This window comes from Erwinia sp. PsM31 (assembly GCF_030433775.1).
Taxonomy (GTDB): Bacteria; Pseudomonadota; Gammaproteobacteria; order Enterobacterales; family Enterobacteriaceae; genus Erwinia; species Erwinia aeris.
This window is the reverse complement of record NZ_JARUWZ010000006.1, coordinates 206206-223241: the sequence shown is the minus strand read 5'-3', so window position 1 is coordinate 223241 and position 17036 is coordinate 206206. Positions and strand designations below refer to the sequence as shown.

Annotated in this window: 15 protein-coding genes; 4 read left to right on the top strand and 11 right to left on the bottom strand. The window is 57.3% G+C overall.

Annotated elements, in window-relative coordinates:
• Window positions 1-367 precede the first annotated feature (367 nt).
• The gene (gene mdtD, locus QCD69_RS07780) at window positions 368-1771 is read left to right on the top strand and encodes a multidrug transporter subunit MdtD (protein WP_301251609.1); all 1404 of its coding nucleotides are present in this window, start codon (window positions 368-370) and stop codon (window positions 1769-1771) included.
• Here the strand turns inward: mdtD and rbsR are convergent.
• From rbsR to budA, 9 genes are all read right to left on the bottom strand, one after another.
• Entirely contained in the window at window positions 1768-2769 is a 1002-nt protein-coding gene (gene rbsR, locus QCD69_RS07775; RefSeq protein WP_369895303.1) for a ribose operon transcriptional repressor RbsR, read from the bottom strand. The genes mdtD and rbsR overlap by 4 nt on opposite strands.
• Before the next feature lie 3 nt (window positions 2770-2772).
• Entirely contained in the window at window positions 2773-3702 is a 930-nt protein-coding gene (rbsK, locus tag QCD69_RS07770; protein WP_253456907.1) for a ribokinase, read from the bottom strand.
• A gap of 61 nt (window positions 3703-3763) precedes the next feature.
• Window positions 3764-4645, bottom strand: coding sequence for a ribose ABC transporter substrate-binding protein RbsB (rbsB, locus tag QCD69_RS07765; protein ID WP_253456904.1), 882 nt, complete (start codon window positions 4643-4645; stop codon window positions 3764-3766).
• A 17-nt stretch (window positions 4646-4662) separates the two neighbouring features.
• On the bottom strand, window positions 4663-5619 hold the full coding sequence (gene rbsC, locus QCD69_RS07760; protein WP_125289154.1) for a ribose ABC transporter permease: 957 nt from the start codon (window positions 5617-5619) through the stop codon (window positions 4663-4665).
• Window positions 5616-7127 carry a ribose ABC transporter ATP-binding protein RbsA gene (gene rbsA, locus QCD69_RS07755; protein ID WP_301251607.1) on the bottom strand — a complete coding sequence of 504 codons (1512 nt, stop codon included), beginning with the start codon at window positions 7125-7127 and terminating at the stop codon, window positions 5616-5618. The genes rbsC and rbsA overlap by 4 nt, the downstream gene beginning before the upstream one ends.
• Before the next feature lie 7 nt (window positions 7128-7134).
• Window positions 7135-7554 (bottom strand): D-ribose pyranase, encoded by a 420-nt coding sequence (rbsD, locus tag QCD69_RS07750; protein WP_125289156.1) that lies wholly within the window; start codon window positions 7552-7554, stop codon window positions 7135-7137.
• 202 nt (window positions 7555-7756) lie between these two features.
• The gene (locus QCD69_RS07745; protein WP_253456895.1) at window positions 7757-8530 is read right to left on the bottom strand and encodes a (S)-acetoin forming diacetyl reductase; all 774 of its coding nucleotides are present in this window, start codon (window positions 8528-8530) and stop codon (window positions 7757-7759) included.
• 16 nt (window positions 8531-8546) lie between these two features.
• Window positions 8547-10226, bottom strand: a complete 1680-nt coding sequence (gene alsS, locus QCD69_RS07740) for an acetolactate synthase AlsS (RefSeq protein WP_253456890.1) — start codon at window positions 10224-10226, stop codon at window positions 8547-8549.
• Window positions 10227-10241: 15 nt separating this feature from the next.
• Complete coding sequence (gene budA, locus QCD69_RS07735) at window positions 10242-11024, bottom strand: acetolactate decarboxylase (protein WP_301251604.1); 783 nt, start codon at window positions 11022-11024, stop codon at window positions 10242-10244.
• 105 nt (window positions 11025-11129) lie between these two features.
• Between budA and QCD69_RS07730 the strand changes: the two genes are divergently transcribed.
• Entirely contained in the window at window positions 11130-12005 is an 876-nt protein-coding gene (locus QCD69_RS07730; RefSeq protein ID WP_301251603.1) for a LysR family transcriptional regulator, read from the top strand.
• 225 nt (window positions 12006-12230) lie between these two features.
• Here the strand turns inward: QCD69_RS07730 and QCD69_RS07725 are convergent, their stop codons facing one another.
• The gene (locus QCD69_RS07725) at window positions 12231-12632 is read right to left on the bottom strand and encodes a YgiW/YdeI family stress tolerance OB fold protein (protein WP_301251617.1); all 402 of its coding nucleotides are present in this window, start codon (window positions 12630-12632) and stop codon (window positions 12231-12233) included.
• Between the two features lie 217 nt (window positions 12633-12849).
• Between QCD69_RS07725 and qseB the strand changes: the two genes are divergently transcribed.
• Entirely contained in the window at window positions 12850-13509 is a 660-nt protein-coding gene (gene qseB / locus QCD69_RS07720; protein WP_253456877.1) for a quorum sensing response regulator transcription factor QseB, read from the top strand.
• Window positions 13509-14855, top strand: a complete 1347-nt coding sequence (gene qseC / locus QCD69_RS07715; protein ID WP_301251602.1) for a quorum sensing histidine kinase QseC — start codon at window positions 13509-13511, stop codon at window positions 14853-14855. Before qseB ends, qseC begins: the two co-directional genes overlap by 1 nt.
• A gap of 280 nt (window positions 14856-15135) precedes the next feature.
• On the opposite strand, the gene kup is transcribed toward qseC, so the two are convergent.
• A complete protein-coding gene (gene kup, locus QCD69_RS07710) occupies window positions 15136-17004 on the bottom strand; it encodes a low affinity potassium transporter Kup (RefSeq protein ID WP_253456870.1) in 1869 nt (622 codons plus the stop codon).
• Window positions 17005-17036: the final 32 nt, after the last annotated feature.

Here is a 17036-nt window from a genome sequence, read left to right as displayed (position 1 = left end):
TTCGCTTCCTGCCGCGAGGTGGCGTATATTACGCTTTCCTCCTTCAGAGTCAACCACTTTTTCAGAAGTTTTCTCCGGCGATTCAGCTTCCTGAACCTTCTGACCCGGTGACCGTCAGGCCGTTGTTCCGTGTCAGTGGAGGCGCATTATAGGGAGTTTCTGACGGCTGACAAGCGTTTCTGTAAAAAAAACTTCCGACCGTTTCTTTTTTCAACAAAGGAACAATAAACGTACTTTTTAAGGTTATTTAACCCGCAAATTGCCCCGAATTCTCTTTTATATCCATCACAATCACCGGCCTGCCGATGCTATTCTTTTTACTTCGCAGGATTTTCCTGTCGGTAATAACGACTGAGAAGGATGCCCAATGATAAAATCCGCGCGCAGTATGGCCGGACTTCCGTGGATTGCCGCCATGGCTTTCTTTATGCAGGCGCTTGATGCCACGATATTGAATACTGCACTTCCCGCCATCGCCTTAAGCCTTAACCGTTCGCCCCTCGCCATGCAATCTGCTGTTATCAGCTATACCCTGACCGTCGCTATGCTGATCCCGGTCAGCGGCTGGCTGGCGGATCGCTTTGGCACCCGGAAAGTTTTTATCGCTGCCGTTTCTTTATTTACGTTGGGTTCGCTGGCCTGTGCGCTTTCCGGCTCTTTAACTATGCTGGTTCTGTTCAGGATAGTGCAGGGGATTGGCGGCGCGATGATGATGCCCGTGGCCAGGCTGGCGCTGTTAAGAGCCTATCCGCGTAGCGAGCTGTTGCCCGTACTGAACTTTGTGACGATGCCAGGCCTGGTCGGTCCGGTGCTGGGCCCGCTGCTTGGCGGCGTACTGGTCACCTGGGCGAGCTGGCACTGGATCTTCCTGATTAATATTCCGGTAGGCGTTCTCGGTATCTTCTATGCCCGCAAATATATGCCGGACTTCACCACGCCGAAACGCCGCTTTGATTTTACCGGCTTTGTGCTCTTTGGGATTGGCCTGGTGATGCTCTCCAGCGGCATCGAGCTGTTCGGCGAAAAAATAGTCGCCAGCAGCATAGCGCTGGCGGTAACCAGCGGCGGCATTCTTCTGCTTCTTCTTTATATAGCTCATGCACGCCGTCATCCGACGCCGCTGATCCCGCTCCCCATGTTTAAGACGCGCACCTTCTCGGTCGGCATCTTAGGCAATATCGCTTCGCGCCTCGGTACAGGCTGTATTCCCTTCCTGATGCCGCTGATGCTCCAGGTTGGCTTTGGTTATACCGCCATTCTGGCTGGCTGCATGATGGCGCCTACCGCTCTGGGTTCAATCCTGGCGAAATCAACGGTAACGCAGGTGCTGCGCTGGTTCGGCTATCGCAAAACGCTGACGGGGATCAGCGTCATTATTGGCGTGCTGATCGCCAGCTTCGCGCTACAGTCGCCTGCGGCCAGTCTGGCGCTACTGCTGCTGCCGTTATTTGTGCTGGGAATGGCAATGTCTACCCAGTTTACCGCGATGAATACCATTACGCTGGCAGACCTTAACGACAGCAACGCCAGCAGCGGCAACAGTATGCTGGCCGTCACCCAACAATTGGCTATCAGCTTTGGCGTGGCGGTCAGCGCGGCGGTACTGCGTTTTTATAGCAATTTTGACGGCACCACTGTCGATCACTTCCACGCCACTTTCCTGACGATGGGCGTGGTAACGGTGTTTTCCGGCCTGGTCTTTATGCTGCTGAAGCCAGGCGACGGCCGGCATCTGATTGCCGACCGGGAAAAGCGGAAAAAACGCGCCTAGCGTTCCGCCACCGAACCGCGTTCGATCAGTTCCGGCGTCAGCACCAGCAGCTGCTGGCTGGCGTCGGGATCGGCAAAACGGTGGATCAACGTATCAATAGCCAGTTCACCCAGTTCGTCTTTGGGCTGGTGAATGGTGGTTAACGGCGGCGTCATATAACGGGCAAGCTCGATATCGTCATAGCCGATCACCGCCATATCTTCAGGCACCGACAGTCCCGCCTGATAAAGAGAATGGTAAACGCCAACGGCCATCGCATCGTTACTGGTGAATACCGCCTGCGGTCGAGGGCTCAATGCCAGCAGCTGATTCATAGCGTGATAGCCGCCCTGAAATTCAAAGTCGCCGCTGACCACATACTCCTCAGGCACGGCTAATTCCGCCTGCTGCATAGCCTGATAAAAACCGTTAAGCCGCAAACGCGCCGGCGTCTTGTCCTGCGGCCCGGCGATACAGGCAATGCGGGTATAGCCGCGCGAAATCAGAAAACGGGTCGCCAGTTCGCCGCCCAGCAGCGAGTTGTCCTGAATAATGTCGCTGCCGCCTTCAAAGGGCGACCAGTCCATCATCACGATAGGAATAGAAGGATAACGATTAAGGATCTCGGGAGAGGGAAGATGACTTTCGGTGCACATGATCAGTAAACCGTCGACGCGCTTTTGCAGCAGCGTTTCCAGACTGCGGTTCATTCTGTCCTCGTCGCCTTCGGTGTTGCACAGCACCAGGCTGTAGCCGCGTTCATAACAGCTTCTTTCCACGCCGCGCACCACTTCCGAATAGAAGGGGTTGCTGCTGGCGGTAAGCAGCATCCCTATCGTGTGCGTCTGATTGAGTTTAAGGCTGCGCGCCAGCGCAGAAGGGGCGTAGTTCAGCGCAGTAATCGCCGCAGTAACCTTTTCCTTCACCGCCTCGCTGACGAAGCGGTTTTTGTTGATGACATGGGAAACCGTAGACGTCGATACGCCCGCCAGACGAGCGACATCTTTCATTGTGGGCACGGGCTACTCCTGCTGCTGTAAAAAGCGATCGGTCTCTTCACGCCAAGGCACCGAAGGCTGCGCGCCGGATCGCGTGACGGCAATTGCCGCCGCCGCATGGGCAAAACGCACGGCCTGCGGTAACGGCTTGCCTTCCAGCAGCGCGGTCATCAGCGCGCCGTTAAAGGTATCGCCTGCGGCGATAGTATCGACGGCCTGCACCTTGAATCCTGAGATGCGCTCGCCTTTACCCGCTTCGCTTAGCCATACGCCACGGCTGCCCAACGTAATCAACACGCTGTGGATGCCTTTATCGTGCAGCACCGATGCCGCGCGCGCCGCGTCTTCATCGGAGGCAACGGCCACGCCGGTGAGGATTTCCGCTTCGGTTTCGTTCGGCGTAATCATATCCACCAGCGCCAGCAGCTCGTCCGGGAGCGGCATGGCCGGCGCAGGATTGAGGATGACTTTGGTCTGATGCTGACGGGCGATTTTTGCGGCGGCCAGCACGCTTTCAAGCGGAGATTCCAGCTGCATCAGCAGGGCATCCGCGTTTTCAACGATCTTCCGCTGTTTTTCGACCAGAGCGGGCGACAGCGCGGCGTTCGCGCCAGCATGGATAGCAATGCTGTTTTCGCCCTCATCATTAACGAAGATCAGCGCCACGCCGGTAGATTCGCCAGCGATGACCTCCACCGGCGCAATATCGATATGGTCTTCCGCCAGCTGCTGACGGATACGCTGGCCGATATCGTCGTCGCCCACGCAGGCGATAAAAGCGATATCCGCACCGCTGCGTCCGGCCGCGACGGCCTGATTGGCGCCCTTGCCGCCGAAAGCGATCTGGTATTGCTTACCGATCACCGTTTCACCGGGACGGGGGAAGGAGGTCAGATTAAGAATATGGTCTGCGTTGATGCTGCCGAGCACGGCCAGCCTGCCGGTTTTATTCATGGGAGCGTCCAGAAAAAGGCGCCACCTGCAAGAGGTGGCGCGTGCCATGCTTTTCTTTGATTTATTTAGTGACCAGCTTCAGGTCAACGGGATTGATAGCCTGAACCTGCTGGCCCTTCAGCACTTTATCAGCGGTTTGTACGCCGATAACGCCGATTTGCTCCGGCTGCTGCGCCACGGTGGCAGCGAGTTTGCCGCCCTGCACGGCTTTTACGCCGTCCGCAGTGCCGTCGAAGCCGACTACTACCACATCAGATTTGCCCGCCGTTTGCAATGCGCGCATCGCACCTAATGCCATTTCATCGTTCTGCGCAAACACCGCCTGCACATCCGGATGGGCCGTCAGCAGGTTCTGCATCACGTTCAGGCCCTTGGTGCGGTCAAAATCTGCGGGCTGGCTGGCAAGGATAACAAATTTATGCGCATCGGCTGCCGTTTTGAAGCCTTCGCCACGTTCGCGAGCGGCGGACGTCCCGGCAATCCCGGCCAGCTCAATGATTTTAGCCTGGTCGCCGATGCGTTTCGCAATATAGTCGCCCGCCATTTTGCCGCCCAGGCGGTTGTCGGACGCGACGTGGCTGACGACTTTGCCCTGAGCAGCCACGCGATCCAGCGTGATCACCGGGATATTGGCCTGATTCGCCATTTTTACCGCGTTGCCTACCGCATCGGAATCGGTCGGGTTAATCAGCAGCAATTTTGTGCCGCGCACCGCAAGATCCTGCACGTTGGCCAGCTCTTTTGCCGGATTGTTCTGCGAATCCAGCACCACCAGGTTGTAGCCCAGCTTGTCCGCTTCTTTCTGGGCACCCTCTTTTAACGAAACGAAAAACGGGTTGTTCAGCGTGGAAACTACCAGCGCGAGCGTCTCTTTCGCCATCGCGTTGGCGCTGAGCGTTGCGCCGAGCAGCACGGCCAGCGCCGTCATTTTAGTCATTTTCATTTTCGATTCCTGTAGGGTTATTTTTTGTTATCCACCAGCACCGCCAGCAGGATCACGACTGCTTTAACGATCATCTGGTAATAGGAAGAAACGCCAAGCAGATTCAGGCCGTTATTAAGGAAGCCCAGGATCAGCGCGCCGACCAGCGTGCCCATGATGCGTCCTTTGCCGCCTGCCAGACTGGTGCCGCCCAGCACCACCGCCGCGATGGCGTCCAGCTCGTAGCCGGTGCCCGCCGTAGGCTGAGCGGAAGAGAGTCGCGCCACCTCAATGGTGCCCGCCAGCGCCGCCAACATGCCGCTCAGCGCATAGACCGTGATTTTGACGCGGCTGACGCTGATGCCGGAAAGGCGAGTAGCCGCTTCATTGCCGCCAAGCGCATAGATATAACGGCCCAGGCGAGTATGGTGCAGCATGTACCACGCCAGCAGGAAGGTCAGCGCCATCAGCCAGACCGGCGTGGGAATACCCAGCGGCCGTCCGATACCAAACCAGCCAAACAGATCGGCATTATCGCTGAAGCCGGTATTCACCGGGCTGCCGTTGGTATAAACCATGGTCGCGCCGCGCAGCAGCAGCATCATGACCAGCGTGGCGATAAACGCCTGCACTTTGCCCTTTGCCACTATGGTGCCGGTTATCGCGCCAATCAGCGCCCCCAGCGCCAGCGAGGCCGCCACCGCGACCAGCGCGTTAACCTCTATACCAACCAGCGAAGCACCCACTGCGCCGGTCAGCGCCAGCAGCGACCCTACGGACAGATCGATGCCTGAAGTCAGGATCACCAGCGTCATGCCGACGGCCATAATGGCGTTGACGGAAGTCTGCTGCAGAATGTTGAACATATTGTTCAGGGTAAAGAAATTGGGGCTCTGACTGGCGACGACGGCAATCAGCACCACCAGCGCAATCAGCGATTTTTGTTCCAGCAGCCAGGCTTTGCCGCGGCTGGCCTGTAGGGTTTGAGTACTCATGGTGTGACCAACTCCGCGCTATGTTGCTTGCCGACCGCCGCCGCCATCAGGCGTTCCTGCGTGGCCTGTTCAATGGGGAAATCGCCGCTCAGGCGGCCTTCGTGCATGACCAGCACGCGATCGCTCATGCCCAGCACTTCCGGCATTTCTGAGGAAACAAGAATGATGCTCAGCCCCTCTTGTTTAAACTGATTGATTAACTGGTAGATCTCTTTCTTGGCGCCCACGTCCACGCCGCGCGTCGGCTCATCCAGAATCAGCACCTTAGGCCGCGTCATCAGCCCGCGCGCAATAGCGACTTTCTGCTGGTTGCCGCCGGATAAAAGCCCGATCGGCTGCATCATCGAGGGCGTTTTTACGTTGAACAGCTTGATAAAATCGCTGACCGCCAGCTGCTCTTCGGCATGTTTTAACCGCCCGCCGCCGTGGCTGAAGTAGTCGAGCGCGGTTAAAGACATGTTTTCTTTTACCGACATGCCGAGCACCAGCCCGTCGCGTTTGCGATCTTCAGAGATATAAACGATGCCGTGACGCAGACCCTCTTCCGGCGTGCGCGTCGTTACCGTTTTACCGTCGAGCGTGACGCTGCCGCCGCTGCGTGGAAAAGCGCCGTACAGCACCTTCATCAGTTCGGTACGGCCCGCGCCCATCAGTCCCGCTACGCCCAGGATCTCGCCCTGACGCAGTGAAAAGCTGACGTCGTTTACGCCCGGCCCGCTAAGGTTTTTCACGGTTAAGCGCACGTCGCCCGGGGCTTTGTTCAGGCGCGGATACTGCTCTTCCAGCCTGCGGCCCACCATCATTTCAATCAGCGCTTCTTCGTGCAGCGTATCGACCGCTCTTTCGGCGATAAACTGCCCGTCGCGAAACACGGTGACGTCATCGCAGATTTCAAAAATCTCTTTCATGCGGTGCGAGATATAAACGATGCCGCAGCCCTGCGCTTTCAGCTCCCGGATAACGCGAAACAGCGAGGCCGTTTCGGTATCGGTCAGCGCATCGGTGGGTTCATCCATCACGATGACTTTTGACTCATAGCTCAGCACCTTGGCGATTTCGACCATTTGCTGGTCGCCGATCGACAGGTCGCCGACCAGTTTATGGCTGTTGAAACGCAGGTTCAGCCGCTGTAACAGCTTGTCCGCTTCCGCATAAAGCTTTTTCCAGCGGATGCCGCCGAAAGCGTTAACGAATTCGCGGCCTAAAAAAATGTTCTCCGCCACGCTAAGCTGCGGGATCAGATTCAGCTCCTGATGAATGATGCCAATACCCGCTTCCTGCGACGCTTTCGGCCCGCTGAAGTTAACCTCTTCGCCCAGCCATTTAATGGAGCCGGCGTCGCGGGCATAGATGCCGGTCATCACTTTCATCATGGTAGATTTTCCGGCGCCGTTTTCGCCCACCAGCGCCATCACGCGGCCGGGGTAAACCGCCAGCGAAGCGCCGGACAGCGCTTTGACGCCGGGAAAGGCTTTTTCAATGCCCTGTAGTTGCAGTAAAGGTTGCATGACGGCCTCAGAAGGTCACGCCAGCGCCAAGGATGATGTTCGCGTAGGGCGAACACTCCCCGCTGCGAATAACCGCATGGCTGCGCTGTGTTAACTGTTTGAACTGTTGATGAGAAACGTACTGAACGGCGATAGTGTTTCCCTGGCGTTGTTGCAGTAAATCGAGCAGTGCGGAAAGTTCGTCGTGGAGCCGTGGATTATGAGATTTGATCTCTTCCGCGATGATGGCGCTCTCGACCTGCATCTCTTTCGTTACGGTTTCGACTACCTGCATAAAGCCGGGAATGCCCTGGGTCAGCGCCAGGTCGATGCGCTCCGGCCCTGAAGGGATGGGCAGGCCCGCATCGCCGATAGTGACGCTGTCGGTGTGGCCCAGGCGGGAAACCAGGGAAGAGATTGCAGAATTCAGTAAGGCGCCTTTTTTCATCTTTCACTCCAGAGCGAAACGTTTCGCTGATCGGGAGTGTAAAAAAACGGCGGCGGAAAACAATCGTCATGATGCGGAACTGTGATCGCCATCGAAACGTTTCGTTAACAAGCTTTGCGCAGGATATGCAACAGGAAAGGAGGAGCGATCGGTCATCAGAACAGTATGAAAAAAGACCGCCTCGTAAGGCGGTCGGCAGGGATTAGTTAAATACCATTCCACCATCGATCAGCAGCGACTGACCGGTCATGTAGTCGGAATCAGGCCCGGCGAGGAAAGAAACGCAGGCGGAGACATCTTCTGGTTCAGACAGGCGGCCCAGCGTAATGCGTTTGGCAAACTCTGCCGTACCGTAGCCCAGCGGTTTACCTGCCGCTTCTGACACCTGACGATCTATCTCGTCCCACATAGGCGTTTTAACAATGCCCGGGCAGTAAGCGTTGACGGTAATGCCCAACGGAGCCAGATCGCGGGCGGCGGTTTGCGTCAGGCCGCGTACGGCGAACTTGCTGGAACTGTAGATCGCCAGCTCCGGGTTGCCGACATGGCCCGCCTGCGAACAGGCATTAATGATTTTGCCGCCGTGGCCTTCAGCTTTAAACGCCTGAATTGCCGCCTGCATTCCCCAAATCACGCCTTTTACGTTGATATCGTAAACTTTATCCACCATTTCCGCCGTGATCTCTTCAATTGGCGTAGTTGGCGCAATCCCGGCGTTGTTGACGATGACGTCAAACCCGCCCAGCTCTTTACGAGCCTGTTCCACCGCAGCGATGACCTGGTCACGCTTTGAGACATCTACCGTTACCGCAATCGCTTTACCGCCTGCGCTGGCGATTTCGTCGGCCACCTGACGCGCGGTCTGGCTGTTATAGTCCGCGACCGCCACGGCAAAACCGTCTTTTGCCAGACGCAGCGCTATGGCTTTGCCGATCCCCTGGCCGCTACCCGTGACTAAGGCTACTTTCGTTTTCATATTATCTCCTTGAATACTAAAGAATCTGGCTCAGATGCAGCTGACCCATCAGCATTGGGTTATCGGCGTAATCCACCGGTACGGCGACCACCGCAGGCCCGTTGACGTCCATTGCTTTACGCAGCGTCGGCTCCAGCTCAGCCGCGCTTTCCACCGCAAAGCCCGCCGCGCCGAACGCCTGCGCATAGGCTTTAAAATCAACCGGCCCGAATTTCACGCCGGAAACGCGCTGATATTTCTTCTCTTCCTGCATCGCCACCATGTTGTAGGCCTCATCGACCCAGATGATGTGCAGGATATTGGCTTTCAGCCTGACCGCCGTTTCCAGCTCCATGCTGGACTGCAAGAAGCCGCCGTCGCCGGAAACCGAGATCACTTTACGACTCGGATCCACCAGCCAGGCACCGATAGCCCATGGCAGCGCCACGCCCATGGTCTGCTGCCCATTGGAGATCATGATCTGGCGGGCGCGGAAGCTATAGAGATAGCGAGCGATCCAGATATGGAAGCTGCCCATATCCACGGTCAGCGTGACGTCGTTGTTAATGATGTCCTGCATGGCGCGCACGATCCGCAGCGGATGCAGCGCGAACTGGTTGAGATTTTTGCCCTGCATTGATAACAGCTGACGCTGCTGTTGCCGATCGTCCAGAATGGCTGCCGCTTCTGCGCTGAGCTGTAAAGGCGTATCAATGCGCTCGGCCAGCTTGTCGACGGTGGCGGCAATATCGCCAATCAGTTCCGCATCAGGCAGATAGCAGTTATCGGCATCGGAGGGCAGCACGTCGATATGTACCAGCGTGGCGCCGCCGCTGTTCCACATGGCCGGTTCGTACTCAACCGGACTGTAGCCGATAGTGATAATCAGGTCGGCCTCGCGCAGCAGACGGTCGCCCGCCTGGTTGTTAAACAGCCCAACGCGGCCCGCAAAACGTGAGAAGTGTTCCTGTCTGACCGCGCCGGCGGCCTGATAAGTGCTGGTAACCGGAATGCGGCTGCGCTCCAGCAGGCGATGGATCGCATCGCTGTTTGCCGGCTGGCTGGCCATCAGGCCCAGCAGCAGTACCGGGTTTTTTGCTTTGGCAATTTGCGCGGCAACGGCGGCAATGGCCGCATCCGGCGCAGGCCCCAGCAGCAGCTGGCCTTTACTGGTTAGCAGCTGACCGCGAGCGGGCTGGTCAACGATATCCTGCGGCAGGCTGACAAAGGCGCCGCCGCCGCGACCGTGCTCGGCATGACGGAAGGCGTTGGAGACCACTTCCGCCAGCGCGTTGGAGTCGGTGACCTCGACGGCATATTTGGTGACCGGACGAAACATCGACACGGTATCCATACTCTGATGCACCTGTTTGGCGCTGTCAGCCCGCTTCACCTGTCCACCCAGCGCCACCACCGGATCGCCTTCGCTGGTAGCGGTCGCCATGCCCGTGATCAGATTCGAGCAGCCCGGTCCGGAAGTCACCAGCGCCACGCCCGCGTTGCCGGTCAGGCGGCCCACGGCGGCAGCCATAAAGGCAGCGTTGGCTTCATGACGCACCGGAATGGTCTGGATAGTCGAGTCCACCAGCGAATCAAACATTTTGTCGATCTTCGCGCCAGGAATGCCGAAGACCTGTTTTACGCCCTGCGCCTCCAGCTGTGCCACGACCAAATCGGCGCCGTGCTGCCAGAGAGCGGTTTCGGTTGGGTTTTTCATCTTAATTCCTCAGGATTAGCTTTCAACGGAGCGAATGGCGGAATCCAGATTTTCCGGATTCAGATTGGCCTGCAGAAAATCACTGTCGCCCGGCAGATCGATGACCAGCTTGCTGATCTCGCCAAAGGTCAGCTCGCCCTCTTCCAGCTGGTAATCCAGCAGATGGCCGCCGCCCTGGCGATCGTCGGTAATGAAATGTTCGTGATAGCCCGCTACGTTGATGCCCTGCATATACTGCGGGGTACGGAAACCAATCAGCACGCCGTCGCGCTGGCTGAACCGGAAGGTAGGCTGCTGGCCAAGCACTTCCGGCATAGAACGATAGGGTCGATGCTGGCAAGGTACGGTACGCGTGGAGGCCGCAGAAAAATGGCCGTTGATCCGCAGCGCACAAAACTGATTGTCCGAAGTCACCTGGCTGTCGATCAGATCGTGAATAGCCTGACGGCTGGCCGGTGCAGAGAAACGATGGCGGTACTGAGGCTGGAAAAAGGTCATCACGGCAAAAGGCGTTTTCTGCTGCGGATCGGCTTCCCGTGCGCTGCCGTCGGAACGCAGCTGATAAACCTCGCTGTCGAAAGCGATCAGCTCACCATCGAGCTGGTTAAAGGTGCCTAAACCAAAATCGCCCTTCTTCAGCAGGTCGGCTACGGTAACGTTGCCTTCGTACACGCCGCTGAGCAACGCACTCATCAGAGAGGTTTGATAGATGACGCTTTCTGGTCTTTGCTGACGGAGCCCGCTGACGGTTGAAACCAGCTGTTGCTCACATAAACAGTCGGTTACAGAATGTTTCATAACTTGCCTCTATGCTAAAACAGTTCAGGATTACTAATTGAATGTTGACTCGATTCAGTTATGAATTCCAATATAGAAAGCCCATCACTTTGAGACGAATTAGATATGGAACTCCGCCATCTGCGTTATTTTGTCGCGGTCGCGCAAACGCGCCACTTTACGCGTGCCGCAGAAATGCTGGGGATCTCGCAGCCGCCGCTCAGCCAGCAAATTCTGCGTCTGGAACGGGAAATAGGTACGCCGCTGCTGAGGAGGCTGTCGCGCGGCGTGGAGCTGACGGAAGCGGGGGAAGCTTTTTATCAGGATGCCTGCCAGATCCTGGAGCTGACCGGGCATGCGCTGGAGAAAGCCAAAGGGATAGCCCGCGGCGTGACCGGCAAGCTTTCGCTGGGTGTCGCCAGCTCGGTCGCCTTTCATTCGGTGATTTTTGCGTTGATGAAGGATTTTCAGGCTCGCTATCCGTCAATGACGATACTGACACGTGAGCAAAATATGGCGTCGCTAATGCACGACTTGCAGGAGGGCTTGCTGGATGCCGCTTTCGTTCGCCTGCCCTGTGAGAGCAGCAAAGCGTTTAACCTGAAGGTAATAGCCAGCGAAAAGATGCTGGTGGCGCTGCCTGCCAGCCATGCGCTGGGCGCGCAGTCGAAAATTTCCCTGTCGCAGCTGGCTGATGACACGCTGATTATGTTTCCGCGCGAGGTTGCGCCAAGCCTGTATGAACTGGTGATCAGCGCCTGCCTGCGCGCCGGCTTTCAGCCGCATACCGGGCAGCAGTCGCCGCAAATTTCCTCGTCCATCGGCATGGTGGCCGCGGGTTTCGGCTTCGCTATCGTGCCGGAATCGCTATGCTGCATCGCGCATCCCGGCGTGGTGTTTCGCCCTGTTGACGATGCGGCGTTAAATACTGATATTGCGCTGGCCTGGCGCCGTTTCGACCGCTCGCCTGCCGTTATGCACCTGTCCATGATGTCGACCTAGGCCATAGCGAGACCTGCTCAGCCATTGTGGGGCCAGACTGGCCGCCTCAGGGCTAACTTAGCCATTACGGGGTCAGCGTAGCGGTTACGGAAGCCGTTAGCCGCAACCGGGGCAAGCTGCTAAGAACGCGGCCGCCCCGGATCCAGACGCCGCCGAAGGTCGCTTACCCGTCGGTAGCGCAGTCGGGCTGCTGGCCTCACCTTCGGCCAGCCGATCGAGGCTGAATCAGTTCAGCTTGCGGATTTTCTTCACGTCAAGCTCGACGGAATTAAAGTCCTTATCCAGTTCGCCCTGGATTTCGACTTTGTCTTTTGGCGTGATGTTCTGGCCTTCCCAACGCTTATGATCGATATCCACTTTCATCGTGCCGGTCGCGTCACGAAAGATATAGTCATCATCGCTGACGCGCTTTTCAATGTTGCCGCGCATTGTCACCCAGGCATCGTCCTTCATATCCTGCGCCTGTTTGACCGTGACCACGGTTTCATCCCCGCTGAAACCGCCTTTCTGCACGTTGGCGGTCGGCGCGGTCGGCGCACTTGGGTCGCTGAAGCCGCCGTTCTGAGCAGCGAATACCGGGCCGGAAACCAGAGCGGCGAGGGCTAATAAAGCAGCAGTTTTTTTCATCATAGTCACCTTTATTCCATGGAGTGAGGCAGCTTTCGCTGCGCGATTCGTCGTGTTCAGGGCTCAGTTAAACAAACTTTTCTTAACAGGATCTTAAGAGACATCATCAAATACGCGGTTTGCGAGCCGTACCGAAAAATAGCCTTTTTTCCCGATTTTTGCCTGTACAGCGCCCGTTCCCTTTCGTATAAAGCCGTTAATCACAGAGGAAGTCGCCATGAAAATTTTGGTCATTGAAGACGATCGCCTGATTGGCGACGGGATTAAAGCAGGTCTGAGCAAGCTGGGTTTCAGCGTCGACTGGTTTACCGAGGGCAAAACGGGGCAGGCGGCGCTTTCCGCTACCTCTTACGATGCGGTAGTGCTGGATTTAAGCCTGCCCGGCATCGACGGCCTGGATATTCTGCGCGGCTGGCGGCAGCAGGGTCGGGACGAGCCGGTACTGATCCTGACCGCGCGGGATGCCCTGGAGCAGCGGCTTGCCGGGCTGCAGCAGGGCGCCGACGACTACCTTTGCAAACCTTTCGCCCTCAGCGAAGTCGCCGCCCGGCTACAGGCATTAATTCGACGACGTCACGGTCAGCTACAGCCCGTGCTCCGCCACGGCGCGGTTGCGATGGCCTCCGGTTCGCATACGGCCACCCTGAACGACGAGCCGCTCCCCCTGAAGCCGCGCGAACTGGCCCTGCTGGAGCTGTTCTTGCTTAACCCTGGTCGCGTATTGACCCGCGCGCAGCTGGAGGAAAAATTGTATGGCTGGGATGACGACGTCTCCAGCAATGCCGTTGAAGTTCATATCCACCACCTGCGCAAAAAGCTGGGCAGCACGTTTATCCGTACCGTTCATGGCGTCGGCTATACGCTGGGAGATGCGTAATGCATCGACTAAGCCTGCGCCTGCGCCTGATGCTGGGTTTTCTGCTGCTGACACTTATCTGCTGGGGTGCTGCCAGCATCGGCTCGTGGTGGCAGACGCGGCACAACATCAATCAGCTGTTTGATACCCAGCAGATGCTGTTTGCCAAACTGCTGGCGACCATGAATCCCGAGCAGCTGAGTCACGAACCTTTAACGCTGCCAAAAACTAAAAAGCTGCTGAAGCATCATCGCGGCGAACAGGAGGATGAGGCGCTGGCATTTGCCGTTTTCACTGCGGATGGCAGCATGGTGATGAACGATGGCGACAACGGCAAGGATTTTCTCTTTAGTCACAGGCGCGACGGTTTTACCGATGGCAAGCTCCGGGGTGATGACGATTTATGGCGTATGGTCTGGCTACCCACGCCGGACAAACAATATGTGGTGGTGGTAGGTCAGGAGTGGGAATACCGCGACGACATGACCCGCGATATCGTCCAGACCAACCTGATCCCCTGGCTGATCGCGTTGCCGATTATGCTGCTGCTGCTGCTGTGGCTGGTTACGCACGAGCTGGCGCCGTTAAAAAGAATTGCCCGCCAGCTGCGTCTGCGCACGCCTGATGACGGCACGCCGCTGGTGGAAAAGCGGGTGCCGAACGAGGTGAAGCCCTTGCTGACGGAGCTGAACGCGCTGTTCTCACGCGTCAGCGAAATGCTGCTGCGCGAACGGCGTTTTACTTCCGATGCCGCGCATGAGTTAAGAAGCCCGCTGGCCGCGCTCAAGGTTCAGGCGGAGGTCGCGCAGCTGGCTCACGATGACGAAACGGTGCGCCGCCACGCGCTGCAAAACCTGGATCTTGGTATCGATCGCGCGACTCGTCTGGTGGATCAGCTGCTTACGCTCTCAAGGCTGGACAGCAAAGCCGATCTGGCAACGGAAAGCCTGGATCTGCGTCAGCTGCTCCAGCAGGCCGTGATCGACCATTACTCACAGGCGCAGGCCGTCGGAATGGAGATAGCGCTGGAAGCACCGCCTTCGCCCATTATCCGTAACGGTAACGCTTTGCTGCTGTCGCTAATGATGCGTAACCTGGTAGAAAACGCCCTGCGTTACGGCCAGTCAGGAAACCTGGTGCAGCTGAGCATTAATGAAAACGGCCTGGCCGTCACGGATAACGGGCCAGGCGTCAGCAAAGATGATCTGTGCCGCCTGGGGCAGCGGTTTTATCGGCCGCCGGGGCAGGAAAAATCGGGCAGCGGCCTTGGGCTGTCTATCGTTAACCGTATTGCCCGCCTGCATGGGATGCAGATGCGTTGCGCCAATCGTGACGGCGGCGGCTTTGCAGTTATGCTGACGTGGTGACGTAGTGGCAAAGTGACATGCTGGTATGTGGTGACACCCTGGCCCGGTTAGATGCCGACAGAACCCGCTAAGCCGCGCCGGAACACGCAGCTCAGTAAGCCGCCGGTTTAGAAATCCGACGTTTCTTTCAGGAGTCGGGATGAGGATATGCCTGGCGGTAAGCAAAACAAAAGGCCGACGATTGTCGGCCTTGCAGGGTCAGGTTTCGGCTTGGGTACCCGGTGCAATAACCCGGCTTGTCAGATTTCGACCTGGGTGCCCAGTACAGTAGCCCGGCTTGTCAGATTTCGACCTGGGTGCCCAGTTCAATAACCCGGTTTGGCGGGATCTCAAACTGGTCAGGGGCGCGCAGGGCGTTGCGCTGTAGCGCCATAAACAGCTTGCCGCGCAGACGCAAATACCATGGCCGCTTGCCGATAATCAGCGATTCATGCGACATAAAGAACGAGGTTTCCATCATCCGGCAGTTCAGGCCTTCCAGCCCGCAGCGGTGGAAAATCTCTTCCATATTAGGCGTTTCCCGCCAGCCGTAGCTCGCCACCACGCGCCAGAAAGTGGGGGAAAGCTGTTCAATAGACACGCGACGCACGTTATGGACGTAAGGCGCATCTTCCGTCCGCAGCGTCAGCAGCACAACACGTTCATGTAACACTTTGTTGTGCTTGAGATTATGCAGCATGGCAAAAGGAATAACGTTCAGCGCGCGCGACATATAGACGGCGGTGCCCGGCACGCGTACCGGTGGCGACTTCTCCAGCGAAACAATCATCGCTTCCAGCGAGTTGCCGTGTTCATGCATCCGGCGCAGCAGACGGAAACGCTCGCTTTTCCAGGTGGTCATAATCACAAACATCACCAGCGCCAGGCTTAACGGCAGCCAGCCGCCGGAGAACACTTTCACCAGGTTGGCCGAAAAGAGCGAAACGTCGATGCACAACATGCAAAGCAGGATAAACAGCACCAGATAGCGGTTCCAGTGCCAGTTTTTTATCGCCACGGTGGTGCAAAGGATGGAGGTCAGCACCATCGTACCGGTTACGGCGATACCGTAGGCGGCTGCCAGGTTGCTGGAGTGTTTAAAGCCGACAATCACGATCACCACGGAGAAAAAGAGTATCCAGTTAATGACCGGAATGTAGATTTGACCGGATTCCTCTTCAGAAGTATGCACGATGCGCATAGGCGGTAAATAGCCCAGACGAACCGCCTGGCGAGTCAGTGAGAAAACGCCGGAAATCACCGCCTGAGAAGCGATAACCGTCGCCAGCGTCGCCAGGATCAGCATAGGGATCAGCGCCCAGTCCGGCGCCAGCAGAAAGAACGGGTTCTTGATCGCTTCGGGATTTTTCAGCAGCAGCGCGCCCTGGCCGAAGTAGTTCAGCACCAGCGACGGCAGCACCGCCAGGAACCAGGCCAGACGGATCGGCAGCTTGCCGAAATGGCCCATATCCGCATACAGCGCTTCCACGCCGGTAATAGCCAGCACCACGGCGCCCAGCGCAAAAAACGAGACGGTTTTATATTCAAAAAAGAAGTGCATTGCCCAATAGGGGTTCAGCGCGTGCAGCACGTCGGGATTAGCCATAATGCCCCGAGCGCCCAGTATGGCCAGAATGATGAACCATGCCAGCATGACCGGCGCGAACAGTTTACCGACAATACCCGTGCCGTGTTTCTGGATCATAAACAGCAGCGTCAGCACCGCTATCGCCAGCGGCACAATCCAGGCATCAAGGTTAGGCGCGGCGATTTCCAGCCCTTCAATAGCGGAAAGTACCGAAACGGCCGGCGTGATCACCACTTCGCCATAGAAGAAACTGCCGCCAATCAGCCCCATAATGACCAAAACCGCCGTGGCTCTGGCACCGGTATGACGGCCCGCCAGGGACATCAGGGTCAGAATCCCCCCTTCGCCGGCGTTGTCAGCGCGCATCACGTAGCTGATATATTTTAACGAGACCACCAGCACTAATAGCCAGAAAATCAGCGAGAGGAAGCCGAATACCGCATCGCGCTCAACGCCGAAACCGAACTGGCCGGAGAGACACTCCCGCAGCGTATAGAGAGGGCTGGTGCCGATATCGCCATAGACGACGCCTATTGCCGCTAAGGTCACGGCGCCAAGGGACTGCTTTTTATCAGAACTCATAGGAAGATCTTTTGTTGGAGCTGATTGCTGAA

Bases quoted from the DNA above. Each gene is read 5' to 3' on its own strand.
- mdtD (WP_301251609.1), top strand. From the start codon at position 368: ATGATAAAATCCGCGCGCAGTATGGCCGGACTTCCGTGGATTGCCGCC.
- rbsK (WP_253456907.1), bottom strand. From the start codon at position 3,702: ATGAATAAAACCGGCAGGCTGGCCGTGCTCGGCAGCATCAACGCAGAC.
- rbsB (WP_253456904.1), bottom strand. From the start codon at position 4,645: ATGAAAATGACTAAAATGACGGCGCTGGCCGTGCTGCTCGGCGCAACG.
- rbsC (WP_125289154.1), bottom strand. From the start codon at position 5,619: ATGAGTACTCAAACCCTACAGGCCAGCCGCGGCAAAGCCTGGCTGCTG.
- rbsA (WP_301251607.1), bottom strand. From the start codon at position 7,127: ATGCAACCTTTACTGCAACTACAGGGCATTGAAAAAGCCTTTCCCGGC.
- rbsD (WP_125289156.1), bottom strand. From the start codon at position 7,554: ATGAAAAAAGGCGCCTTACTGAATTCTGCAATCTCTTCCCTGGTTTCC.
- QCD69_RS07745 (WP_253456895.1), bottom strand. From the start codon at position 8,530: ATGAAAACGAAAGTAGCCTTAGTCACGGGTAGCGGCCAGGGGATCGGC.
- alsS (WP_253456890.1), bottom strand. From the start codon at position 10,226: ATGAAAAACCCAACCGAAACCGCTCTCTGGCAGCACGGCGCCGATTTG.
- budA (WP_301251604.1), bottom strand. From the start codon at position 11,024: ATGAAACATTCTGTAACCGACTGTTTATGTGAGCAACAGCTGGTTTCA.
- QCD69_RS07730 (WP_301251603.1), top strand. From the start codon at position 11,130: ATGGAACTCCGCCATCTGCGTTATTTTGTCGCGGTCGCGCAAACGCGC.
- QCD69_RS07725 (WP_301251617.1), bottom strand. From the start codon at position 12,632: ATGAAAAAAACTGCTGCTTTATTAGCCCTCGCCGCTCTGGTTTCCGGC.
- qseB (WP_253456877.1), top strand. From the start codon at position 12,850: ATGAAAATTTTGGTCATTGAAGACGATCGCCTGATTGGCGACGGGATT.
- qseC (WP_301251602.1), top strand. From the start codon at position 13,509: ATGCATCGACTAAGCCTGCGCCTGCGCCTGATGCTGGGTTTTCTGCTG.
- kup (WP_253456870.1), bottom strand. From the start codon at position 17,004: ATGAGTTCTGATAAAAAGCAGTCCCTTGGCGCCGTGACCTTAGCGGCA.